This is a genomic window from Thauera sp. 63 (assembly GCF_000310165.2).
Taxonomy (GTDB): domain Bacteria; phylum Pseudomonadota; class Gammaproteobacteria; order Burkholderiales; family Rhodocyclaceae; genus Thauera; species Thauera humireducens.
Genome location: NZ_AMXC01000017.1, coordinates 57,917 through 73,822, shown reverse-complemented (window position 1 = coordinate 73,822; position 15,906 = coordinate 57,917). Strand labels below are relative to the sequence as shown.

The 15,906-nt window shown below is 68.4% G+C and carries 16 protein-coding genes; 4 read left to right on the top strand and 12 right to left on the bottom strand.

Annotated elements, in window-relative coordinates; all coding sequences use genetic code 11:
- The 12 genes from C664_RS14015 to C664_RS13960 all read right to left on the bottom strand — a co-directional run.
- On the bottom strand, nucleotides 1-659 hold a 659-nt coding region (locus C664_RS14015; RefSeq protein WP_004261999.1), incomplete at its 3' end, for an efflux RND transporter periplasmic adaptor subunit.
- 228 nt (nucleotides 660-887) lie between these two features.
- Complete coding sequence (lipA, locus tag C664_RS14010) at nucleotides 888-1,835, bottom strand: lipoyl synthase (protein WP_038011898.1); 948 nt, start codon at nucleotides 1,833-1,835, stop codon at nucleotides 888-890.
- Between the two features lie 63 nt (nucleotides 1,836-1,898).
- Entirely contained in the window at nucleotides 1,899-2,570 is a 672-nt protein-coding gene (gene lipB, locus C664_RS14005) for a lipoyl(octanoyl) transferase LipB (RefSeq protein WP_004261976.1), read from the bottom strand.
- Nucleotides 2,567-2,851 (bottom strand): YbeD family protein, encoded by a 285-nt coding sequence (locus C664_RS14000; protein WP_004261973.1) that lies wholly within the window; start codon nucleotides 2,849-2,851, stop codon nucleotides 2,567-2,569. Before C664_RS14000 ends, lipB begins: the two co-directional genes overlap by 4 nt.
- Nucleotides 2,841-3,704 (bottom strand): D-amino acid aminotransferase, encoded by an 864-nt coding sequence (locus tag C664_RS13995; RefSeq protein WP_004261970.1) that lies wholly within the window; start codon nucleotides 3,702-3,704, stop codon nucleotides 2,841-2,843. Before C664_RS13995 ends, C664_RS14000 begins: the two co-directional genes overlap by 11 nt.
- Nucleotides 3,705-3,721: 17 nt before the next feature.
- Nucleotides 3,722-4,849 carry a D-alanyl-D-alanine carboxypeptidase family protein gene (locus tag C664_RS13990; RefSeq protein WP_004261966.1) on the bottom strand — a complete coding sequence of 376 codons (1,128 nt, stop codon included), beginning with the start codon at nucleotides 4,847-4,849 and terminating at the stop codon, nucleotides 3,722-3,724.
- A 125-nt stretch (nucleotides 4,850-4,974) separates the two neighbouring features.
- A complete protein-coding gene (locus C664_RS13985; protein ID WP_004261963.1) occupies nucleotides 4,975-6,081 on the bottom strand; it encodes a septal ring lytic transglycosylase RlpA family protein in 1,107 nt (368 codons plus the stop codon).
- A gap of 15 nt (nucleotides 6,082-6,096) precedes the next feature.
- Complete coding sequence (gene rodA, locus C664_RS13980; protein WP_004261960.1) at nucleotides 6,097-7,242, bottom strand: rod shape-determining protein RodA; 1,146 nt, start codon at nucleotides 7,240-7,242, stop codon at nucleotides 6,097-6,099.
- Nucleotides 7,239-9,191 (bottom strand): penicillin-binding protein 2, encoded by a 1,953-nt coding sequence (gene mrdA, locus C664_RS13975; RefSeq protein WP_004261957.1) that lies wholly within the window; start codon nucleotides 9,189-9,191, stop codon nucleotides 7,239-7,241. Before mrdA ends, rodA begins: the two co-directional genes overlap by 4 nt.
- 12 nt (nucleotides 9,192-9,203) lie before the next feature.
- Entirely contained in the window at nucleotides 9,204-9,725 is a 522-nt protein-coding gene (gene mreD, locus C664_RS13970) for a rod shape-determining protein MreD (protein WP_004261954.1), read from the bottom strand.
- Nucleotides 9,726-9,728: 3 nt separating this feature from the next.
- Nucleotides 9,729-10,610, bottom strand: a complete 882-nt coding sequence (gene mreC, locus C664_RS13965; RefSeq protein ID WP_004261952.1) for a rod shape-determining protein MreC — start codon at nucleotides 10,608-10,610, stop codon at nucleotides 9,729-9,731.
- A 68-nt stretch (nucleotides 10,611-10,678) separates the two neighbouring features.
- Nucleotides 10,679-11,722 carry a rod shape-determining protein gene (locus C664_RS13960; protein WP_004261950.1) on the bottom strand — a complete coding sequence of 348 codons (1,044 nt, stop codon included), beginning with the start codon at nucleotides 11,720-11,722 and terminating at the stop codon, nucleotides 10,679-10,681.
- 171 nt (nucleotides 11,723-11,893) lie between these two features.
- On the opposite strand from C664_RS13960, the gene gatC reads away from it, so the two are divergent.
- From gatC to gatB, 4 genes are read left to right on the top strand one after another with little or no spacing between them, the layout of a single operon-like run.
- On the top strand, nucleotides 11,894-12,181 hold the full coding sequence (gene gatC, locus C664_RS13955; RefSeq protein WP_004261947.1) for an Asp-tRNA(Asn)/Glu-tRNA(Gln) amidotransferase subunit GatC: 288 nt from the start codon (nucleotides 11,894-11,896) through the stop codon (nucleotides 12,179-12,181).
- 49 nt (nucleotides 12,182-12,230) lie between these two features.
- Nucleotides 12,231-13,703: an Asp-tRNA(Asn)/Glu-tRNA(Gln) amidotransferase subunit GatA gene (gatA, locus tag C664_RS13950; RefSeq protein WP_004261943.1), complete on the top strand. Its 1,473-nt coding sequence runs from the start codon at nucleotides 12,231-12,233 to the stop codon at nucleotides 13,701-13,703.
- An 11-nt stretch (nucleotides 13,704-13,714) separates the two neighbouring features.
- Nucleotides 13,715-14,209: a hypothetical protein gene (locus C664_RS13945; RefSeq protein ID WP_004261939.1), complete on the top strand. Its 495-nt coding sequence runs from the start codon at nucleotides 13,715-13,717 to the stop codon at nucleotides 14,207-14,209.
- A gap of 34 nt (nucleotides 14,210-14,243) precedes the next feature.
- Entirely contained in the window at nucleotides 14,244-15,704 is a 1,461-nt protein-coding gene (gene gatB / locus C664_RS13940; RefSeq protein WP_004261933.1) for an Asp-tRNA(Asn)/Glu-tRNA(Gln) amidotransferase subunit GatB, read from the top strand.
- The last annotated feature ends 202 nt before the right edge of the window (nucleotides 15,705-15,906 follow it).

Sequence of the window (15,906 nt, the reverse complement as noted above, 5' to 3'; positions counted from 1 at the left end):
CCGGGGCCTTCGGCGGGCGGCGTCGCGCCGGCGGGGAAATGCACCTCGATCTCGCGCTCGCCGGCCTGCGCCAGCAGCGCGACCTGCTGCCCGGCGCCGACGACCTGGCCGGCTTCGCCGACGACGTCGATCAGCACGCCGGCCGCGGGGGCCTGCAGGCGACCGTAGCCCAGCGCGTTGCGCGCCTGGGTGAGGCGCGCGGCAGCGGCATCGCGCCGGGTGCGGGCCTCGCGCTGCGCCAGCTCGAAGCGCTGCAGCGCCTGTTCGCTGGTGTAGTTGCGCTGCTGCAGCTGGCGGTTGCGCGCCAGGTCGGCGCTGGCGGTGGCCAGTGCGGCCTCGGCAGCGGCGAGGTCGGCCTCGGCCGCGCGCACCGCCTGCTCCAGGTCGCGGGTATCCAGTTCGAACAGCACCTGCCCGGCGGCGACATGCTGACCGGCATCCACCGCGCGGCGCGCGATGCGCCCGCCCACCTGGAAGGCCAGCGGCGATTCCACCCGCGCCCGCACCGTGCCCGACAGGCCGAAGGCGGTGTCGCCCGCGGCGGCCACCGCCACCGTGCGCACGAAGGGCGGGGCCTTGGCCTGCGGGGGCGGCGTGGCGTCGCCACAGCCGGCGAGAAGGAGCACACCAAGGAAGAGCGGGAACATCGCGAGGCGCATGGAATTCTCGTAGTTTGAACGCGCTTGGACACCGTCATGCCGGCCAACCCGCCGGCATGTCACGCAAGGCGCCGACATTACGCCTGTCCGGCCGCCATTTCCATACTCAAACGGACGGTGTCCGGGCGTGCCGGGCAGCCCCGCGCGCGGCCGTAAACGACGAAAGGCGGCATGCCCGCGCACCCCGCCTTTCGCACCCGCATTCGCGCCCATGCGGGCGCGCGGACATCAGACCACGCCGGCGCCGTGCGCCTGCTGGTCGGCCCAGTAGCTCGAACGCACCATCGGGCCGCAGGCCGCGTTCTTGAAGCCCATCTTCAGAGCTTCGGTCTCGAACATCTTGAAGGTGTCCGGATGCACGTAGCGCAGCACCGGCAGGTGGCCACCGGAGGGCTGCAGGTACTGGCCGATGGTGAGCATGTCGACGTTGTGGGCGCGCATGTCGCGCATGACCTCGAGGATCTCCTCGTCGGTCTCGCCCAGGCCGACCATCAGGCCGGACTTGGTGGAGACCTCGGGGTGGCGGGCCTTGAACTGCCTGAGCAGCTCCAGCGAGTAGGCGTAGTCCGACCCCGGGCGAGCCTGCTTGTAGAGGCGCGGCACGGTCTCGAGGTTGTGGTTCATGACGTCGGGCGGCGCTGTATCGAAGATGTCGAGCGCGATCTCCATGCGACCGCGGAAGTCCGGCACCAGCACCTCGATGGTGGTCTTCGGCGACACGGCGCGCGTCTCGCGGATGCAGTCGACGAAGTGCTGGGCGCCACCGTCGCGCAGGTCGTCGCGGTCGACCGAGGTGATCACCACGTAGTTGAGGCCCATCGCGGCGATGGTCTTGGCGAGATCGCGCGGCTCGTCGGCGTTGAGCGGCTCGGGCCGGCCATGGCCGACGTCGCAGAACGGGCAGCGACGGGTACAAATGTCGCCCATGATCATGAACGTCGCCGTGCCCTTGCCGAAGCATTCATGGATGTTCGGGCAGGAGGCTTCCTCGCACACGGTGTGCAGCTTGTGCTCGCGCAGCGTCTCCTTGATCTCGTTGAAGCGCTCGGCCTCGTGGCCTGCGCCGAGCTTGATGCGGATCCAGTCGGGCTTCTTGAGGCGTTCGGCCGGGACGATCTTGATCGGGATGCGCGCGGTCTTCTCTGCGCCGCGCTGTTTGCGGGCTTGGGTTTCCACCGGCTTTTCCATAGTGGCTGTTCTCTGGGGGTTCAGGAGTCGCGCTCGTCGCGCAGACCGCGATTATGAGCCTGCCGGCAGGGCTTGGGCACCCTCGTCCGACAGATTGCCGTTATCCGTACGTCCGCCCGCAGGCGGCAATAGACGCTGCAGGTGGGCCAGCAGGCGCTCGCCGACCTGCTCGACGCCGTCGGTGACGCCGAAGTCCTTCATGCGGATCGTCTTGAGGCCTTCGTAGCCGCAGGGGTTGATCCAGCCGAAGGGGGCGAGGTCGGCATCGACGTTGATCGCCAGCCCGTGGTAGCTGCAGCCGCTCTTCACCCGCAGGCCGAGCGCGGCGATCTTGTCGCCGGCGATGTAGACGCCGGGGGCACCGTCCTTGCGTTCGGCCGCCAGGCCGTACTCGGCCAGCGTGTCGATGATCGCCTGCTCCATCAGGTTCACCAGCTCGCGCACCTTGAGCCGGCGCCGCGGCAGGTCGATGAGCAGGTAGGCCACGAGCTGGCCGGGGCCGTGGTAGGTGATCTGGCCGCCGCGGTCGATGTGCACCAGCGGGATGCCGGCCGGGTTCTGCAGCAGGTGTTCGGGCTTGCCCGCCTGGCCCAGGGTGTAGACCGGCGGGTGCTGCAGCAGCCAGATCTCGTCCGGCGTGTCGTCCGTGCGCTCGGCGGTGAACACGCGCATCGCCTCGAGCGCCGGCGCGTACTCCACCAGGCCGAGGCGCTTGACGATCACAGCACCACCTTGACCATCGGGTGCGAGGTCAGCTCGCGGTACATCGTGTCGACCTGCACCTGCGACACCGCGCGGAAGGTGCAGGTGACGGCAAGGTAGTTACCCTTGCTCGACGGCCGCATCTCGACCCCCGCCGGGTCGAAGTCGGGCGCGTGGCGCAGCACGACCTCGATCACCGCCTGGGCGAAACCATCCACCCGCGCACCCATGATCTTGATCGGGAAATCGCAGGGATACTCGATCAGGGTCTGGCGCGTCGGCGCGCCCGCGTTATCCACCATTGCGCATCACCGTCTGTTTGAATTCCTGGTACCAGACATACATCTGCCGCCCCATCGGGCCAGGCTGGCCGTTGCCCACCGGCTGGCCGTCGAGCGAGGTGATGGGCAGCACTTCCTTGGTGGACGAGGTCATCCACAATTCGTCGGCGCTGCGTACCTCGGCTTCGAGCACCTCGCGCACCTCGTGCGTCATGCCATGCGCGCGGGCCAGTTCCAGCACCACGTCGTAGGTGATGCCGGGCAGCATCAGGTGGCTCTTGGGCGGCACCAGCAGCACGCCGTCCTTGCACACGAAGATGCTGGAGGCCGCGCCTTCGGTGAGGAAGCTGTCGCGGAACAGCACGGTCTCGGCGCAGCCCTTGTCGATGGCATGCTGGCGCAGCAGGCAGTTGGCCAGCATCGACACCGTCTTGAGGTCGCAGCGCAGCCAGCGGATGTCCGCAGCGCTGGCGGCGGACACGCCGGTCGCCAGTTGCTCGGCGCTCGGCGTGACCAGCGGCTCGCTCATCAGGAACACCGTGGGCGTGACCTCGGGGCCGGGGAAGGCGTGGTTGCGCCTGGTGTCGGCGCCGCGCGTGACCTGCAGGTACACCGACTGGTCGTCCCACGGGTTGCGGGCGACGATCTCGCCGATGATGGCTTTCCATTCCTCGGCGCCGTGCGGATTGGCAAGCCGCATCGCGGCCAGCGTGTTGGCCAGGCGCGCGACGTGCTCGTCGATGCGGAAGGCGCGGCGCGAATAGACCGGAATGACTTCGTAGGCGCCGTCGCCGAACAGGAAGCCGCGGTCCATCGGCGACACGCGGGCTTCGGTGAGCGGGACGTACTGGCCGTTGACGTAGGCGGTGATCACACTGGGCTCCCGCTGGCTCAGAGGCTCTTGAAGAACATCACGATGGCGTCCCACAGGCGGCCGAAGAAGCCCGCCACCGGCACGTCCTTGAGGGCCACGACCGGGTAGTCGCCGATCGCCTTGCCGTCGACGCTGAGCTTGAGCGTGCCGACCTCCTGGCCCTTCTCCAGCGGCGCGACCAGCGGCTGGCGGCTCTCGAGCGTGACCTGCACCTTCTGCGCGGCTTCCTTGGGCAGCGACATCACGAAGTCATGCGTGAAGCCCACGGCCACCTCGTTTTCCTTGCCCTTCCACACGCGGAACTGCGACAGCGTTTCGTCGGCCGAGTAGAGCTTCACCGTGTCGTAGAACTGGAAGCCGAAGTTCAGCAGCTTCAGCGACTCCTGCGCCCGCACCGTGTCCGACGCCGCGCCGAGCACCACCGAGATCAGGCGGCGCGTGCCGCGCTGGGCGGTCGACACCAGGCAGTAGCCGGCGGTGCTGGTGTGGCCGGTCTTCATGCCGTCGACGGTGGCATCCATGTACAGCAGGCGGTTGCGGTTGGGCTGCTTGATGTTGTTGTAGGTGTACTCCTTCATCGAGTACAGGCTGTAGTGCTCGGGGAAGTCGCGCACGATGGCGCTGGCGAGGATGGAGAGGTCGCGCGCGGTGGTGTAGAGCTGCGGGTCGGGCAGGCCGGTGGAGTTGGTGAAGTGGGTGTTGGTCATGCCCAGGCGCTGGGCCTCGCGGTTCATCAGCGCGGCGAAGGCTTCCTCGCTGCCGGCGATGGTCTCGGCCAGCGCGACGCAGGCGTCGTTGCCCGACTGCACGATCACGCCACGGATCAGCTCGTCGACCGTGACCGGCTTGTTCGGCTCGATGAACATGCGCGAGCCTTCCATGCGCCACGCCTTTTCCGACACCGGCACCACCTGGTCGGGCGTGAGCGTGCCGGCCTTGAGCGCGGCGAAGGTCAGGTAGGCGGTCATCAGCTTGGTCAGCGAGGCCGGCTCGATACGGGCGTCGGCATCCTTGTCGGCCAGCGTCTGGCCGGTCGCGTGGTCGACCAGCACCCAGGCCTTGGCGGCGAGCGCCGGCGGCGGCACGGACTGCGCCAGCGCGGTGAAGGAGAACAAGGAAATCAGTAAAGCAAGGAAAAGACGCATGAGAGGAACCCGGGAAGTGATGAAGGAGACAGGCGGGAACGCGGAATTATAGGCGCCCGCCCAAAGGCAGACCAAAAGCGAAAGCCTTTGTTTCAACCCAATGTTGCGTTGCGCAAGCCGCCGCGTCAGCGCACGATGACGAATGGCTTGAGCTGCAGCGTCGAGCCGATGCGCTCGGCCGCGGCACGGGCCGCATCGACCGTGTCGTAGGGACCGGCATGCAGGCGGAAACGTTCGCCGTCGGCGAACAGTTCGAGGCGCTCGGCGTGCTCGGCCACCTCGCGCTCGACCGTGGCGCGAAAGCCTTCGGCATTGGCACGCGAGGCGAAGGCGCCGAGCTGCAGGAAGATGCCGGCGCTGGCCGACGCGATGTGCGGCACCAGGCCGTCGCCTTCGGCATCGGCGGTGGCCGCGGCGACCGGCATGGACGGCGAGGCCTGGGGCGCCGGCTCGAGCGGCGCCAGGGTGCGCGATTCGACCGCCGCAAGCGGGGGACTGGCCGGCGCGGGCGTCTCGGCGACGGCCACCGGCGTACGCCCGGGCAGCGGCGGCACGGGCTTGGCGGCCGCCATCATCGGCACCTCGTCGGGCAGGATCTGCTCGATCTCGACCTCGGCACTGCCGGCATTGATGTAGCCGAGCTTGTGCGCCGCGGTATACGACAGGTCGATGATGCGGCCCTTGTGGAAGGGCCCGCGGTCATTGACCCGCACCACCACCGTGCGGCCGCTGCCGGCGTGGGTGACGCGCACATAGCTCGGGATCGGCAGCGTGGGATGGGCCGCGGTCATCGCGTACATGTCGTAGGGCTCGCCGCTCGAGGTCGGCTTGCCGTGGAAGCGGCGGCCGTACCAGCTCGCGCGGCCACGTTCGCGGAAGGGACGCAGTTCGGTGGCCGGCACATAGCCCTGGCCGAAGACGTTGTAGGGCCGGTTGGCGAAGCGGTGCAGCGGCTCGAGCCGCGGTTCGGCGTCGGGGATGGCGTCGAGGTTGTCGGGCGGTACGTCGTCCGGGCCGTCGTCCTTGTAGTAGCCGCCACCGCGGCGCGCGGTCGTGGCGGCCGGGGCCGAGGGCTTGGACGCGGCGGTGTCGTCGCTGCGCTTGGGCGCCGAACCGCAGGCCGACAGCAGCAGCGCGGCGGCGGCCACGAGCGCGAGACCGGCCAGCGAAGAGGCACGGGCGGCATGGCGTGCGACGAGGGTCGGCGGAACAGCGGCGGAATCGGACTTCATCGGCACTCCGGGACGTCAACTGCTGCGCGCCGCGATGCGGCTGCGCTGGATGCTCATCAGGATACCGATGCCCAGACACAGGGTGACGAGCGCAGTTCCCCCGTAGCTGACGAAGGGCAGCGGCACGCCCACGACGGGCAGGATGCCGCTGACCATGCCCATGTTCACGAAGGCATAGGTGAAGAAGATCATCGTCACCGCGCCTGCCAGCAGGCGCGAGGCGTGCGTGGGCGCGAACGCGGCGATGGTGAAGCCGCGGATGAGCAGCAGCAGGTAGGTCGCCAGCAGCACGACCGCGCCGACCAGCCCGAACTCCTCGGCGAGCACCGCGAAGATGAAGTCGGTATGGCGCTCGGGCAGGAAGGCAAGGTGCGTCTGCGTACCCTCCATCCAGCCCTTGCCCGACACGCCGCCCGAGCCGATGGCGATGGTGGACTGGATGATGTGGAAGCCCTTGCCCAGCGGGTCGCGGGTGGGGTCGAGCAGGGTGCACACGCGCTGCTTCTGGTATTCGCGCAGCACCTGCCAGTCGACCTCGGGCTGGCACAGGGTGTCGCCGAAGGCGACGATGGAACCGATGCCGATCACCGCCGCCAGCACCAGCGGCACGATCAGCTTCCACGACAGGCCGGCGAAATAGATGACGTACAGGCCGGACGCGGCGACCAGCAGGCTGGTGCCGAGGTCGGGCTGGATCAGGATGAGGCCGAAGGGAACGACCAGCAGCAGGCCGGCGATGAGGAAATCGACGAAGCGCGTCTGCCCCTCGCGCTGCTGGAAGTACCAGGCGAGCATCAGCGGCATCGCGATCTTCATGATCTCGGACGGCTGGATGCGGGTGATGCCGATGTCGAGCCAGCGCTGCGCGCCCTTCGACACCTCGCCAAAGAACTCCACGCCGAGCAGCAGCACGACGCCCACCGCGTACAACGGCAGTGCGAGGTTCAGCATGTGGCTGGGCTTCAGCCATGCCATGCACCACATCGCGCCGAGCGCAATGCCGAAGTGCAGCAACTGGTTGTCGAGGCGCTCGGGCGAGGCGCTCTGCATCAGCACCCAGGCGTAGCCGAGCAGCACGCCGAGCAGCAGCAGCAGCATGGGGTCGATCGGGCGCAGGAAGCCGCGCAGCAAGGCCACCGGGTTGAAGCGCCAGCCGCTCATCGCACCCCCTCCTCAGCGGATGGCAAGGCGGGTTCCGCCGGCGCGCCGGCGTCTCCCTCGCCGAGGCTCTCATCGGCGCCGGGATCTTCTGCAGCGGGCTGGCCGGCACGCTGGTGCAGCAGGTAGTAGTCCATGACCTGGCGTGCGATCGGGGCGGCCGACTGCGCGCCGAAACCGCCGTTCTCCACCAGCACCGCCAGCGCAATCTTCGGCGCTTCGGCCGGCGCATAGGCAACGAACCAGGAGTGGTCGCGCAGGCGCTCGCGCACACGGCCTTCGACATAGCGCTGGCCGCGCAGCGAGAACACCTGCGCCGTGCCGGTCTTGCCGCCCGAGGTGTATTGCGCGCCCTGGAAGGCACGCCGGCCGGTGCCGCTGATGTTCACGCCCACCATGCCGTCGAGCACGGCCTTGACGTTGGCCGGCTTGAGGCCGATCTCGCGCAAGGGCGCGGGTTCGATCACACGTCGTTCGCCGCTGCGCGAATCGATCACGTGGCGCACGATGTGCGGCCGATACAGCTTGCCGTCATTGACCAGCGCGGCCAGTGCATTCGCGAGCTGCAGCGGCGTGAAGGCGTTGTAGCCCTGGCCGATGCCGACCGAGATGGTCTCGCCGGCGAACCACTGCTGCTGCTCGGGCCGGCGGAAACGCTGGCGCTTCCACTCCGGCGACGGCAGCACGCCGGCGGCCTCGCCGGGCAGGTCGATGCCCGTGCGCGCGCCGAAACCGAAGGGCGCCATGAAGTTGGCGATGTTGTCGATGCCCAGCTCGTGCGCGAGCTGGTAGTAGTAGGTATTGCAGGACACCACGATGGACTTGTGCAGGTCGACCATGCCGTGGCCGCCGATCTTGTCGTCCATGAACCGGTGGTTGCCGAGATTGAAGTAGCCGAAGTCGGAGATCGCCTGCTTGGCCGTGCGCTTGCCCGTTTCCAGCCCGGCGAGGGCCATGAAGGGCTTGAAGGTCGAGCCCGGCGGGTAGGCCGAATAGATTGCGCGGTTCAGCAGCGGATGGTCGGGCGATTCGTTGAGCGCCTTCCAGTCCTGCGTGGAGATGCCATCGACGAACAGGTTGGGGTCGAAGGTGGGCGTCGACACCAGCGCCAGCACGCCGCCGGTGGCGGGCTCGATCGCGACCAGCGCGCCCCGGCGATCACCGAAGGCGTTCTCGGCGATACGCTGCAGCTCGATGTCGAGCGTCAGCTCGAGGTCGTTGCCCGGAGTCGGCGGCGTACGTGACAGCCCACGCACCGCGCGTCCGCCGGCATTGACCTCGACCTGCTCGACGCCGGTGGTGCCGTGCAGTTCGTTCTCGTAGAACTGTTCCAGCCCGGCCTTGCCGATGTGCTGCGTGCCGCGGTAGTTGGCGGTGTTGCCCGCCTCCTCGATGCGTTCGACGTCACGCTGGTTGATGCGGCCGATGTAGCCGACGACGTGCGAGCCCACGCTACCCTGCGGGTAGTCGCGCAGCAGCCGCGCCTTCACCTCGACGCCGGGGAAGCGGTAACGATGCGCGGTGATGCGGGCGACTTCCTCGTCAGTGAGGCGGCTGCGCACCGGCACGCTTTCGAAATTCCGGCTTTCCTCGAGCAGCTTCGTGAAGCGGCGCCGGTCACGCGGCTCGATCGCGACCAGCATCGCCAGTTCGTCCAGCGTGGCCTCGACGTCGCCGACCTGCGAGGGCGTGATCTCCAGCGTGTAGGTGGCGTAGTTGCGCGCCAGCACCACGCCGTTGCGGTCGACGATGGTGCCGCGGTTGGGCACCGTGGGCAGCAGGGCGATACGGTTGTCCTCGGCACGGGTCAGGTAGTAGTCGTGCCGCACCACCTGCAGGTAGTAGAAGCGCGCGGCCAGCAGCCCGAGGCAGACGCACACGAACAAGGCCGCGACCACCACGCGCAGGCGAAAACGTGCGAGCTCCTGGGCAGGCGCGCGTAGCTCGGTCATCGCCCGCGACCCTCAGATCGGCCGGTTGTCATCGCGATCCACCGGCTGATACTGCGGCACCATCAGCAGGATGGACAGCGGCGCCCACAGCAGGGCACTGCTCAGACTGGACAGGAAGTACGACCACCCCGGGAATTCCGCGCCTGCCAGTACGCGCACGACCAGCATCAGCACCTGGATGAGCAGGAACAGCGGCAGCATGTGGATCGCCTGCTGCAGGAGCGGGAACCACAGCACGCGACGGGCGGCGCCATTGGCGACATAGGCCAGCACCACGTAGGCCAGTGCATGCTGCCCCATCGCGGCCCCCTGGCCGACGTCGACCAGCAGGCCGAAGACGAAGCCCACGCCCATGCCGATGCGCAGCGGCTCGCGCACGCACCAGATCGCCAGCACCAGCGCGACCCAGTCGGGAATGCCCGGCACGCGGCCGGTGGGGATGTATTCCAGGCCGAGCGCCACGATCAGGCTGAGGTACACGAACCACAGCTTGACCGGCAGCAGGATGCGGCTGGAAAGATTGGTTGGCTGCATGCTTCAGCGCTCCCGGGCAGCCGGCGCTGGAGGCGGTGGCGGTGGCGGGTAGGCGGTGCGCCCGATCACCAGCACCTGGACGCTGGTCTCGACGGCGGCCAGCGGCGTGGCTTCGATGCGGGCAAAGGCGTCCGTCTCGCGGTCGACCGCAACGACGGCGGCGACCGGCAGGCCGGGCACGAAGACCCCGTCCAGTCCGGAGGTGACGAGCTGGTCGCCCTCGCGGATGTCCGCATCGGCCAGCACGAAACGCATCTCCAGCCGGCCACGGCCGGTGCCGAACAGCACGCCGCGTACGCCGTTGCGCACCACGCTGACCGGAATCGACTGCGTGCGGTCGGTCAGCAGCGTCACCTCGGACTGCACCGGATGCACGCGCGTGACCTGGCCCACCACCCCCTTCGGGTCGACGACCGCCAACCCGGGCTCGACGCCCTGCTGGGCACCGCGGTCGAGGATGACCTTGCGCGTGAAGGGATCGGGGGCGTTGTACAGGATGTCGGCGGCGATGCTCTCGACCTCGACGCGGCGCGACATGCCGAGCAGCTCGCGCAGATGGGCGTTCTCCTGCTCGAGCAGCTCGAAGCGCAGCAGGCGCTCGCCCGACGTGAGCTGCTGGCGCCGCAGGTCGGCATTCTCGATCTGGACCTCGAGCAGCGTGGCGAAATAGCGCGAGGCGTTACGCACGAAGTCGGCCGGCGTCGCGGCCGCCATCTGCAGCGGATAGGTGACCACCGACAGCGCGTTGCGCATCACTTCAAGATAGCGGAAGCGCAGGTCGGCCACCAGCAGCGCCAGGCAGATGGCGACGAAGGCAAACAGGCGCGCAACGGGCGCTGGTCCGCGCTTGAAGATCGGAGGAGGCTGATGGCCGACGAAAGACATCCGAAAAACCCGGGGCCGTCAGGTGGAGGGAAGCGAACGCCCCCCGGCACGCACGCCGGGGCCGGTCATCACTCGGACGTGAAGATGGAAGCGAGCTTGTCCATCTTGTCGAGCGCCATGCCGCAGCCGCGCGCGACGCAGGTCAGCGGCTCCTCGGCCACCACCACCGGCAGGCCGGTCTCTTCCATCAGCAGGCGGTCGAGATCGCGCACCAGCGCGCCGCCGCCGGTCAGCATCATGCCGCGCTCGGCGATGTCGGCGCCCAGTTCGGGCGGCGTCTGCTCGAGGCCGATCTTGACTGCGGAGACGATCTGGTTGAGCGGCTCGGTCAGGGCCTCGAGGATTTCATTGGACGAGATCGTGAAGCTGCGCGGGATGCCTTCGGCGAGGTTGCGGCCCTTGACCTCCATCTCGCGCACCTCGGAGCCCGGGAAGGCGGAGCCGATCTCCTTCTTGATCTTCTCGGCGGTGGTCTCGCCGATCAGCATGCCGTAGTTGCGGCGGATGTAATTGACGATGGACTCGTCGAACTTGTCACCGCCGACGCGGATGCTGCCCGAGTACACCATGCCGCCGAGCGAGATCACGCCGACTTCGGTGGTGCCGCCGCCGATGTCGACCACCATCGAGCCGGTCGCGTCCGACACCGGCAGGCCGGCGCCGATCGCGGCCGCCATCGGCTCCTCGATCAGGAACACCTGCGAGGCGCCCGCCGCCAGGGCCGCGTCGCGGATCGCACGGCGCTCGACCTGCGTCGAGCCGCAGGGCACGCAGATGATGATGCGCGGCGACGGCGACAGCAGGCGCGAGTCGTGCACCTTCTTGATGAACTGCTTGATCATCTGCTCGGTGACGACGAAGTCGGCGATCACGCCGTCCTTCATCGGGCGGATGGCGGTGATGTTGCCCGGCGTCTTGCCGAGCATCTGCTTGGCCTGGTGGCCAACCGCCTGGATCGAGCGCTTGGCATTGGGCCCGCCTTCGGTACGGATCGCCACCACCGAAGGCTCGTCCAGCACGATGCCCTTGCCGCGCACGTAGATCAGCGTATTGGCGGTGCCGAGGTCGATCGCGAGATCGTTGGAAAAATAGGAGCGCAGGAAACCGAACATGAAACCTTCCGAAACCGGTGGAGTGGTTGTGCCGTGCGCCGCAGACAAGGTGATCGCGCGCCGCAACGCCAGCGCCTCGCCCGCTACCGCCAAGCGGTGTAGCCCCGGGCGGGGCAAAGACGATTATGATAACCTACAAACCTTTGTGGATTCAGCAGGTTTTGTTACCTCATGTCGCTGTCCAATGAACAAGTCGGGCACATCGCCCGCCTCGCGCGGATCGCACTTTCCGACGCCGAAGTGGATGCCACGCGCGCCAAGCTCAATGGCATTTTCGACCTCATCGAGCAGATGCAGGCGGTGGACACCACCGGCGTCGAACCGATGAGCCACCCGCAGGAGCTCGCCACGCGCCTGCGTGAGGACGTCGTCACCGAGACCGACCGCCGCGAAGCCTTCCAGAAGGTCGCACCGCAGACCGAAGCCGGCCTCTACCTGGTGCCGAAGGTCATCGAATGATCCGCATCGCGGCCGGCCTCGCCGCGATGCCCACTTTGCTGCCGAACCCATGATCAACGCTTCCCTCCCGGAACTGCGCCGCGCGCTCGATGCGCGGCAGATCTCCAGCGTCGAACTCGCGACCCTGTTTCTCGATCGCATCGCCGCCCTGAATCCCGACCTGAACGCCTTCATCACCGTTGACCGCGACGGTGCGCTCGCTGCGGCCCGTGCCGCCGACGAACGCATCGCCGCCGGCACGGCGGGTGCGCTCACCGGCATCCCGCTCGCGCACAAGGACGTGTTCTGCACCGAGGGCGTGCTCACCACCTGCGGCTCGAAGATGCTGTCGGACTTCGTCAGCCCCTATGACGCGCACGTCGTCAGCCTGCTCAAGGCCGCCGGCGCGGTGAGTCTGGGCAAGGCCAACATGGACGAGTTCGCGATGGGCTCGTCCAACGAAAGCTCGTACTACGGCGCGGTGAAGAACCCGTGGAACACGACGCGCGTGCCCGGTGGCTCGTCCGGCGGCTCGGCTGCCGCGGTCGCGGCGCGCCTGGCGCCGATCGCCACCGGCACCGACACCGGCGGCTCGGTGCGCCAGCCGGCGGCCTTCTGCGGCATCACCGGCATCAAGCCGACCTATGGCCTGGTGAGCCGCTACGGCATGATCGCCTACGCGTCCTCGCTCGACCAGGGCGGCGCCTTTGGCGCCAGCGCCGAGGATTGCGCGCTGCTGCTGGGCGCGATGACCGGCTTCGACGAACGCGACTCGACCAGCCTCGAGCGTCCGACCGAGGACTACGCCGCCGCCCTCGCCGCGCCGGCTTCGGCGAAGCCGCTCGAAGGCCTGCGCATCGGCCTGCCGCGCGAGTTCTTCGCCGAAGGCATGGCCGGCGACGTACGCGCCGCGATCGAGGCCGCGCTCGACCAGTACCGCGCGCTCGGCGCAACCACGGTCGAGGTGTCGCTGCCCAACGCGAAACTGGCGATCCCGGCCTACTACGTAATCGCACCGGCCGAATGCTCGAGCAACCTGTCCCGCTTCGACGGCGTGCGCTACGGCCATCGCGCCACGGACTACGGTGACCTGGCCGACATGTACAGCAAGAGCCGCGCCGAGGGCTTCGGTGGCGAGGTCAAGCGCCGCATCCTGGTCGGCACCTACGTGCTGTCGCACGGCTACTACGACGCCTACTACCTGCAGGCGCAGCGCCTGCGCCGCCTGATCGCGGAGGACTTCCAGGCCGCGCTGCAGCAGTGCGACCTGATCGCCGGTCCGACCACGCCGACCACCGCCTGGGCACTGGGCCAGATGGCGGACGACCCGGTGCAGATGTATCTGTCGGACATCTACACGATCGCGGTGAACCTCGCCGGCCTGCCCGGCCTGTCGCACCCTGCCGGCTTCGGTGCCGACGGCCTGCCGATCGGCCTGCAACTGGTGGGCGACTACTTCGGCGAGGCGCGGCTGCTGAACGCCGCGCACCGCTTCCAGCAGGTCACCGACTGGCACGCCCGCCGGCCGGCCACTGCCGCCTGAGACGCACCGCGATGCGGGCAGCACTGCGCCACACGCTCCGCCAAGGGCTGCTCGTGCTCGCTGCCGGGCTGCTGGCCTCCTGCGGCGTGCTCCCGCCGGCACCGCCTTCGGCGCCGCCGGACATCGCCCGCCCGAGCGAGGCGCCAGGCCGCCTGAAGCCGATGCCGGTGCGCCCGCTGGACGTGAAGGCCAGCTGCCGCTTCCGCGACGAGGCCGGCTACGCGGCAACGGCGATCCTCGACATCAGCCATGCCGAGGTGAAGGCCTTCAGCGCGACGGTGGACATCCCCCGTCGCGGCAGCTGCCGCTTCGACGGCCCCTTCACCCAGACGCGCAGCCTGCCCAGTGTGGAACTGCGTGCGCAGGACGGCTGCACCGTCAATATCTGGGAGCAGGGCGAGCAGGTGACAGTGGGCTTCTCCAACTGCGCGCGGCGTTGCAGCCGCGGCACTTTCGACTACGTATGGCCGATCATCGTCGATCGGACCAGCGGTGAATGCCACTGAGCATCTGCCGCGAACCGCAACAAGAGAAACGACCATGAGCAGAACGGATTGGGAAGTCGTGATCGGGCTGGAAGTCCACGCCCAGCTCAACACCGCCAGCAAGATCTTCTCCGGCGCCAGCACCGCCTTCGGCGCCGAGCCCAACGTGCAGGCGAGCGCGGTGGACATCGCGCTGCCCGGCGTGCTGCCGGTGCTGAACCGCGGCGCGGTCGAGCGCGCGATCCGCTTCGGGCTGGCGATCGGCGCCCACGTGGCGGACAAGAGCGTGTTCGCACGCAAGAACTACTTCTACCCCGACCTCCCCAAGGGCTACCAGATCAGCCAGATGGACCTGCCGGTGGTGGTCGGCGGCGAGATCACGATCCGTGTCGGCGAGGGTGAGCAGGCCTACGAGAAGACCGTGCGCCTGACCCGCGCCCACCTCGAGGAAGACGCCGGCAAGAGCCTGCACGAGGACTTCCACGGCATGACCGGCATCGACCTCAACCGCGCCGGCACGCCGCTGCTCGAGATCGTCTCCGAGCCCGACATGCGCTCGTCGGCCGAGGCCGTGGCCTATGCGCGCGCGCTGCACGCGCTGGTGCGCTGGATCGACATCTGCGACGGCAACATGCAGGAAGGCTCCTTCCGCTGCGACGCCAACGTCTCGGTACGCAAGAAGGGCGCGACCGAGTTCGGCACCCGGCGCGAGATCAAGAACCTCAACTCCTTCCGCTTCCTGCAGCAGGCGATCGACTACGAGGTGCAGTGGCAGATCGACACCATCGAGGACGGCGGCCGCATCCAGCAGGCCACGGTGCTGTTCGACCCCGACACCGGCGAGACGCGCATGATGCGCAGCAAGGAAGACGCCCACGACTACCGCTACTTCCCCGACCCCGACCTGCTGCCGCTGATGATCTCGGACGAGTGGAAGGCGCGCGTTCAGGCGGCGATGCCCGAGCTGCCGGGGGCGATGAAGGCGCGCTTCATGGACGCATGGGGCCTGTCCGCCTACGACGCGACCACGCTCACCGCGTCCAAGGAAGTCGCCGACTTCTATCAGGCCACGGTGTCGGCCGCCGGTGCGGCGCTCGCCAAGCCTTGCGCCAACTGGGTGATGGGCGACCTCGCCGCGCGCCTGAACAAGGCCGAGCTCGACATCGGCGCATCGCCGGTGTCGCCCGCACAGCTGGCCGGACTGGTGGCACGCATCGCCGACAACACCATCTCCAACGCCATCGCCAAGAAGGTGTTCGAAGCGCTGTGGAACGGCGAAGGCGCCACGGCAGACGAAGTCATCGACAAGCAGGGCCTCAAGCAGGTCACCGACACGGGCGCCATCGAGGCGATGATCGACGAGGTGCTGGCCGCCAACCAGAAGTCGGTGGACGAGTTCCGCGCCGGCAAGGACAAGGCCTTCAACGCGCTGGTCGGCCAGGTCATGAAAGCCAGCAAGGGCAAGGCCAGCCCGGCGCAGGTCAACGAGTTGCTGAAAAAGAAGCTCGGCGCCTGATCCCCCGGCGCCCGATTCAGGCGCCTCGACCGACCCCGCGTCCGACCGCCACGGCGGCAGGACGCGGGGTCGGTCCGTTTACGGCCTGCACCGCACTTGCCCTGCGTCAATAACATCTCCAGCAATTCGTCACATTCTTATATTCTTCGACACTGACGAAGCCGGCCTCGAATCGCGGACACAAGTCACCGGCGCTGGAGGA

Coding starts and splice junctions, on each gene's coding strand:
- C664_RS14000 (WP_004261973.1), bottom strand. CDS start 2,851: ATGGTGGATAACGCGGGCGCGCCGACGCGCCAGACCCTGATCGAGTAT.
- C664_RS13990 (WP_004261966.1), bottom strand. CDS start 4,849: ATGCGTCTTTTCCTTGCTTTACTGATTTCCTTGTTCTCCTTCACCGCG.
- C664_RS13985 (WP_004261963.1), bottom strand. CDS start 6,081: ATGAAGTCCGATTCCGCCGCTGTTCCGCCGACCCTCGTCGCACGCCAT.
- rodA (WP_004261960.1), bottom strand. CDS start 7,242: ATGAGCGGCTGGCGCTTCAACCCGGTGGCCTTGCTGCGCGGCTTCCTG.
- mrdA (WP_004261957.1), bottom strand. CDS start 9,191: ATGACCGAGCTACGCGCGCCTGCCCAGGAGCTCGCACGTTTTCGCCTG.
- mreD (WP_004261954.1), bottom strand. CDS start 9,725: ATGCAGCCAACCAATCTTTCCAGCCGCATCCTGCTGCCGGTCAAGCTG.
- mreC (WP_004261952.1), bottom strand. CDS start 10,610: ATGTCTTTCGTCGGCCATCAGCCTCCTCCGATCTTCAAGCGCGGACCA.
- C664_RS13960 (WP_004261950.1), bottom strand. CDS start 11,722: ATGTTCGGTTTCCTGCGCTCCTATTTTTCCAACGATCTCGCGATCGAC.
- gatC (WP_004261947.1), top strand. CDS start 11,894: ATGTCGCTGTCCAATGAACAAGTCGGGCACATCGCCCGCCTCGCGCGG.
- gatA (WP_004261943.1), top strand. CDS start 12,231: ATGATCAACGCTTCCCTCCCGGAACTGCGCCGCGCGCTCGATGCGCGG.
- C664_RS13945 (WP_004261939.1), top strand. CDS start 13,715: ATGCGGGCAGCACTGCGCCACACGCTCCGCCAAGGGCTGCTCGTGCTC.
- gatB (WP_004261933.1), top strand. CDS start 14,244: ATGAGCAGAACGGATTGGGAAGTCGTGATCGGGCTGGAAGTCCACGCC.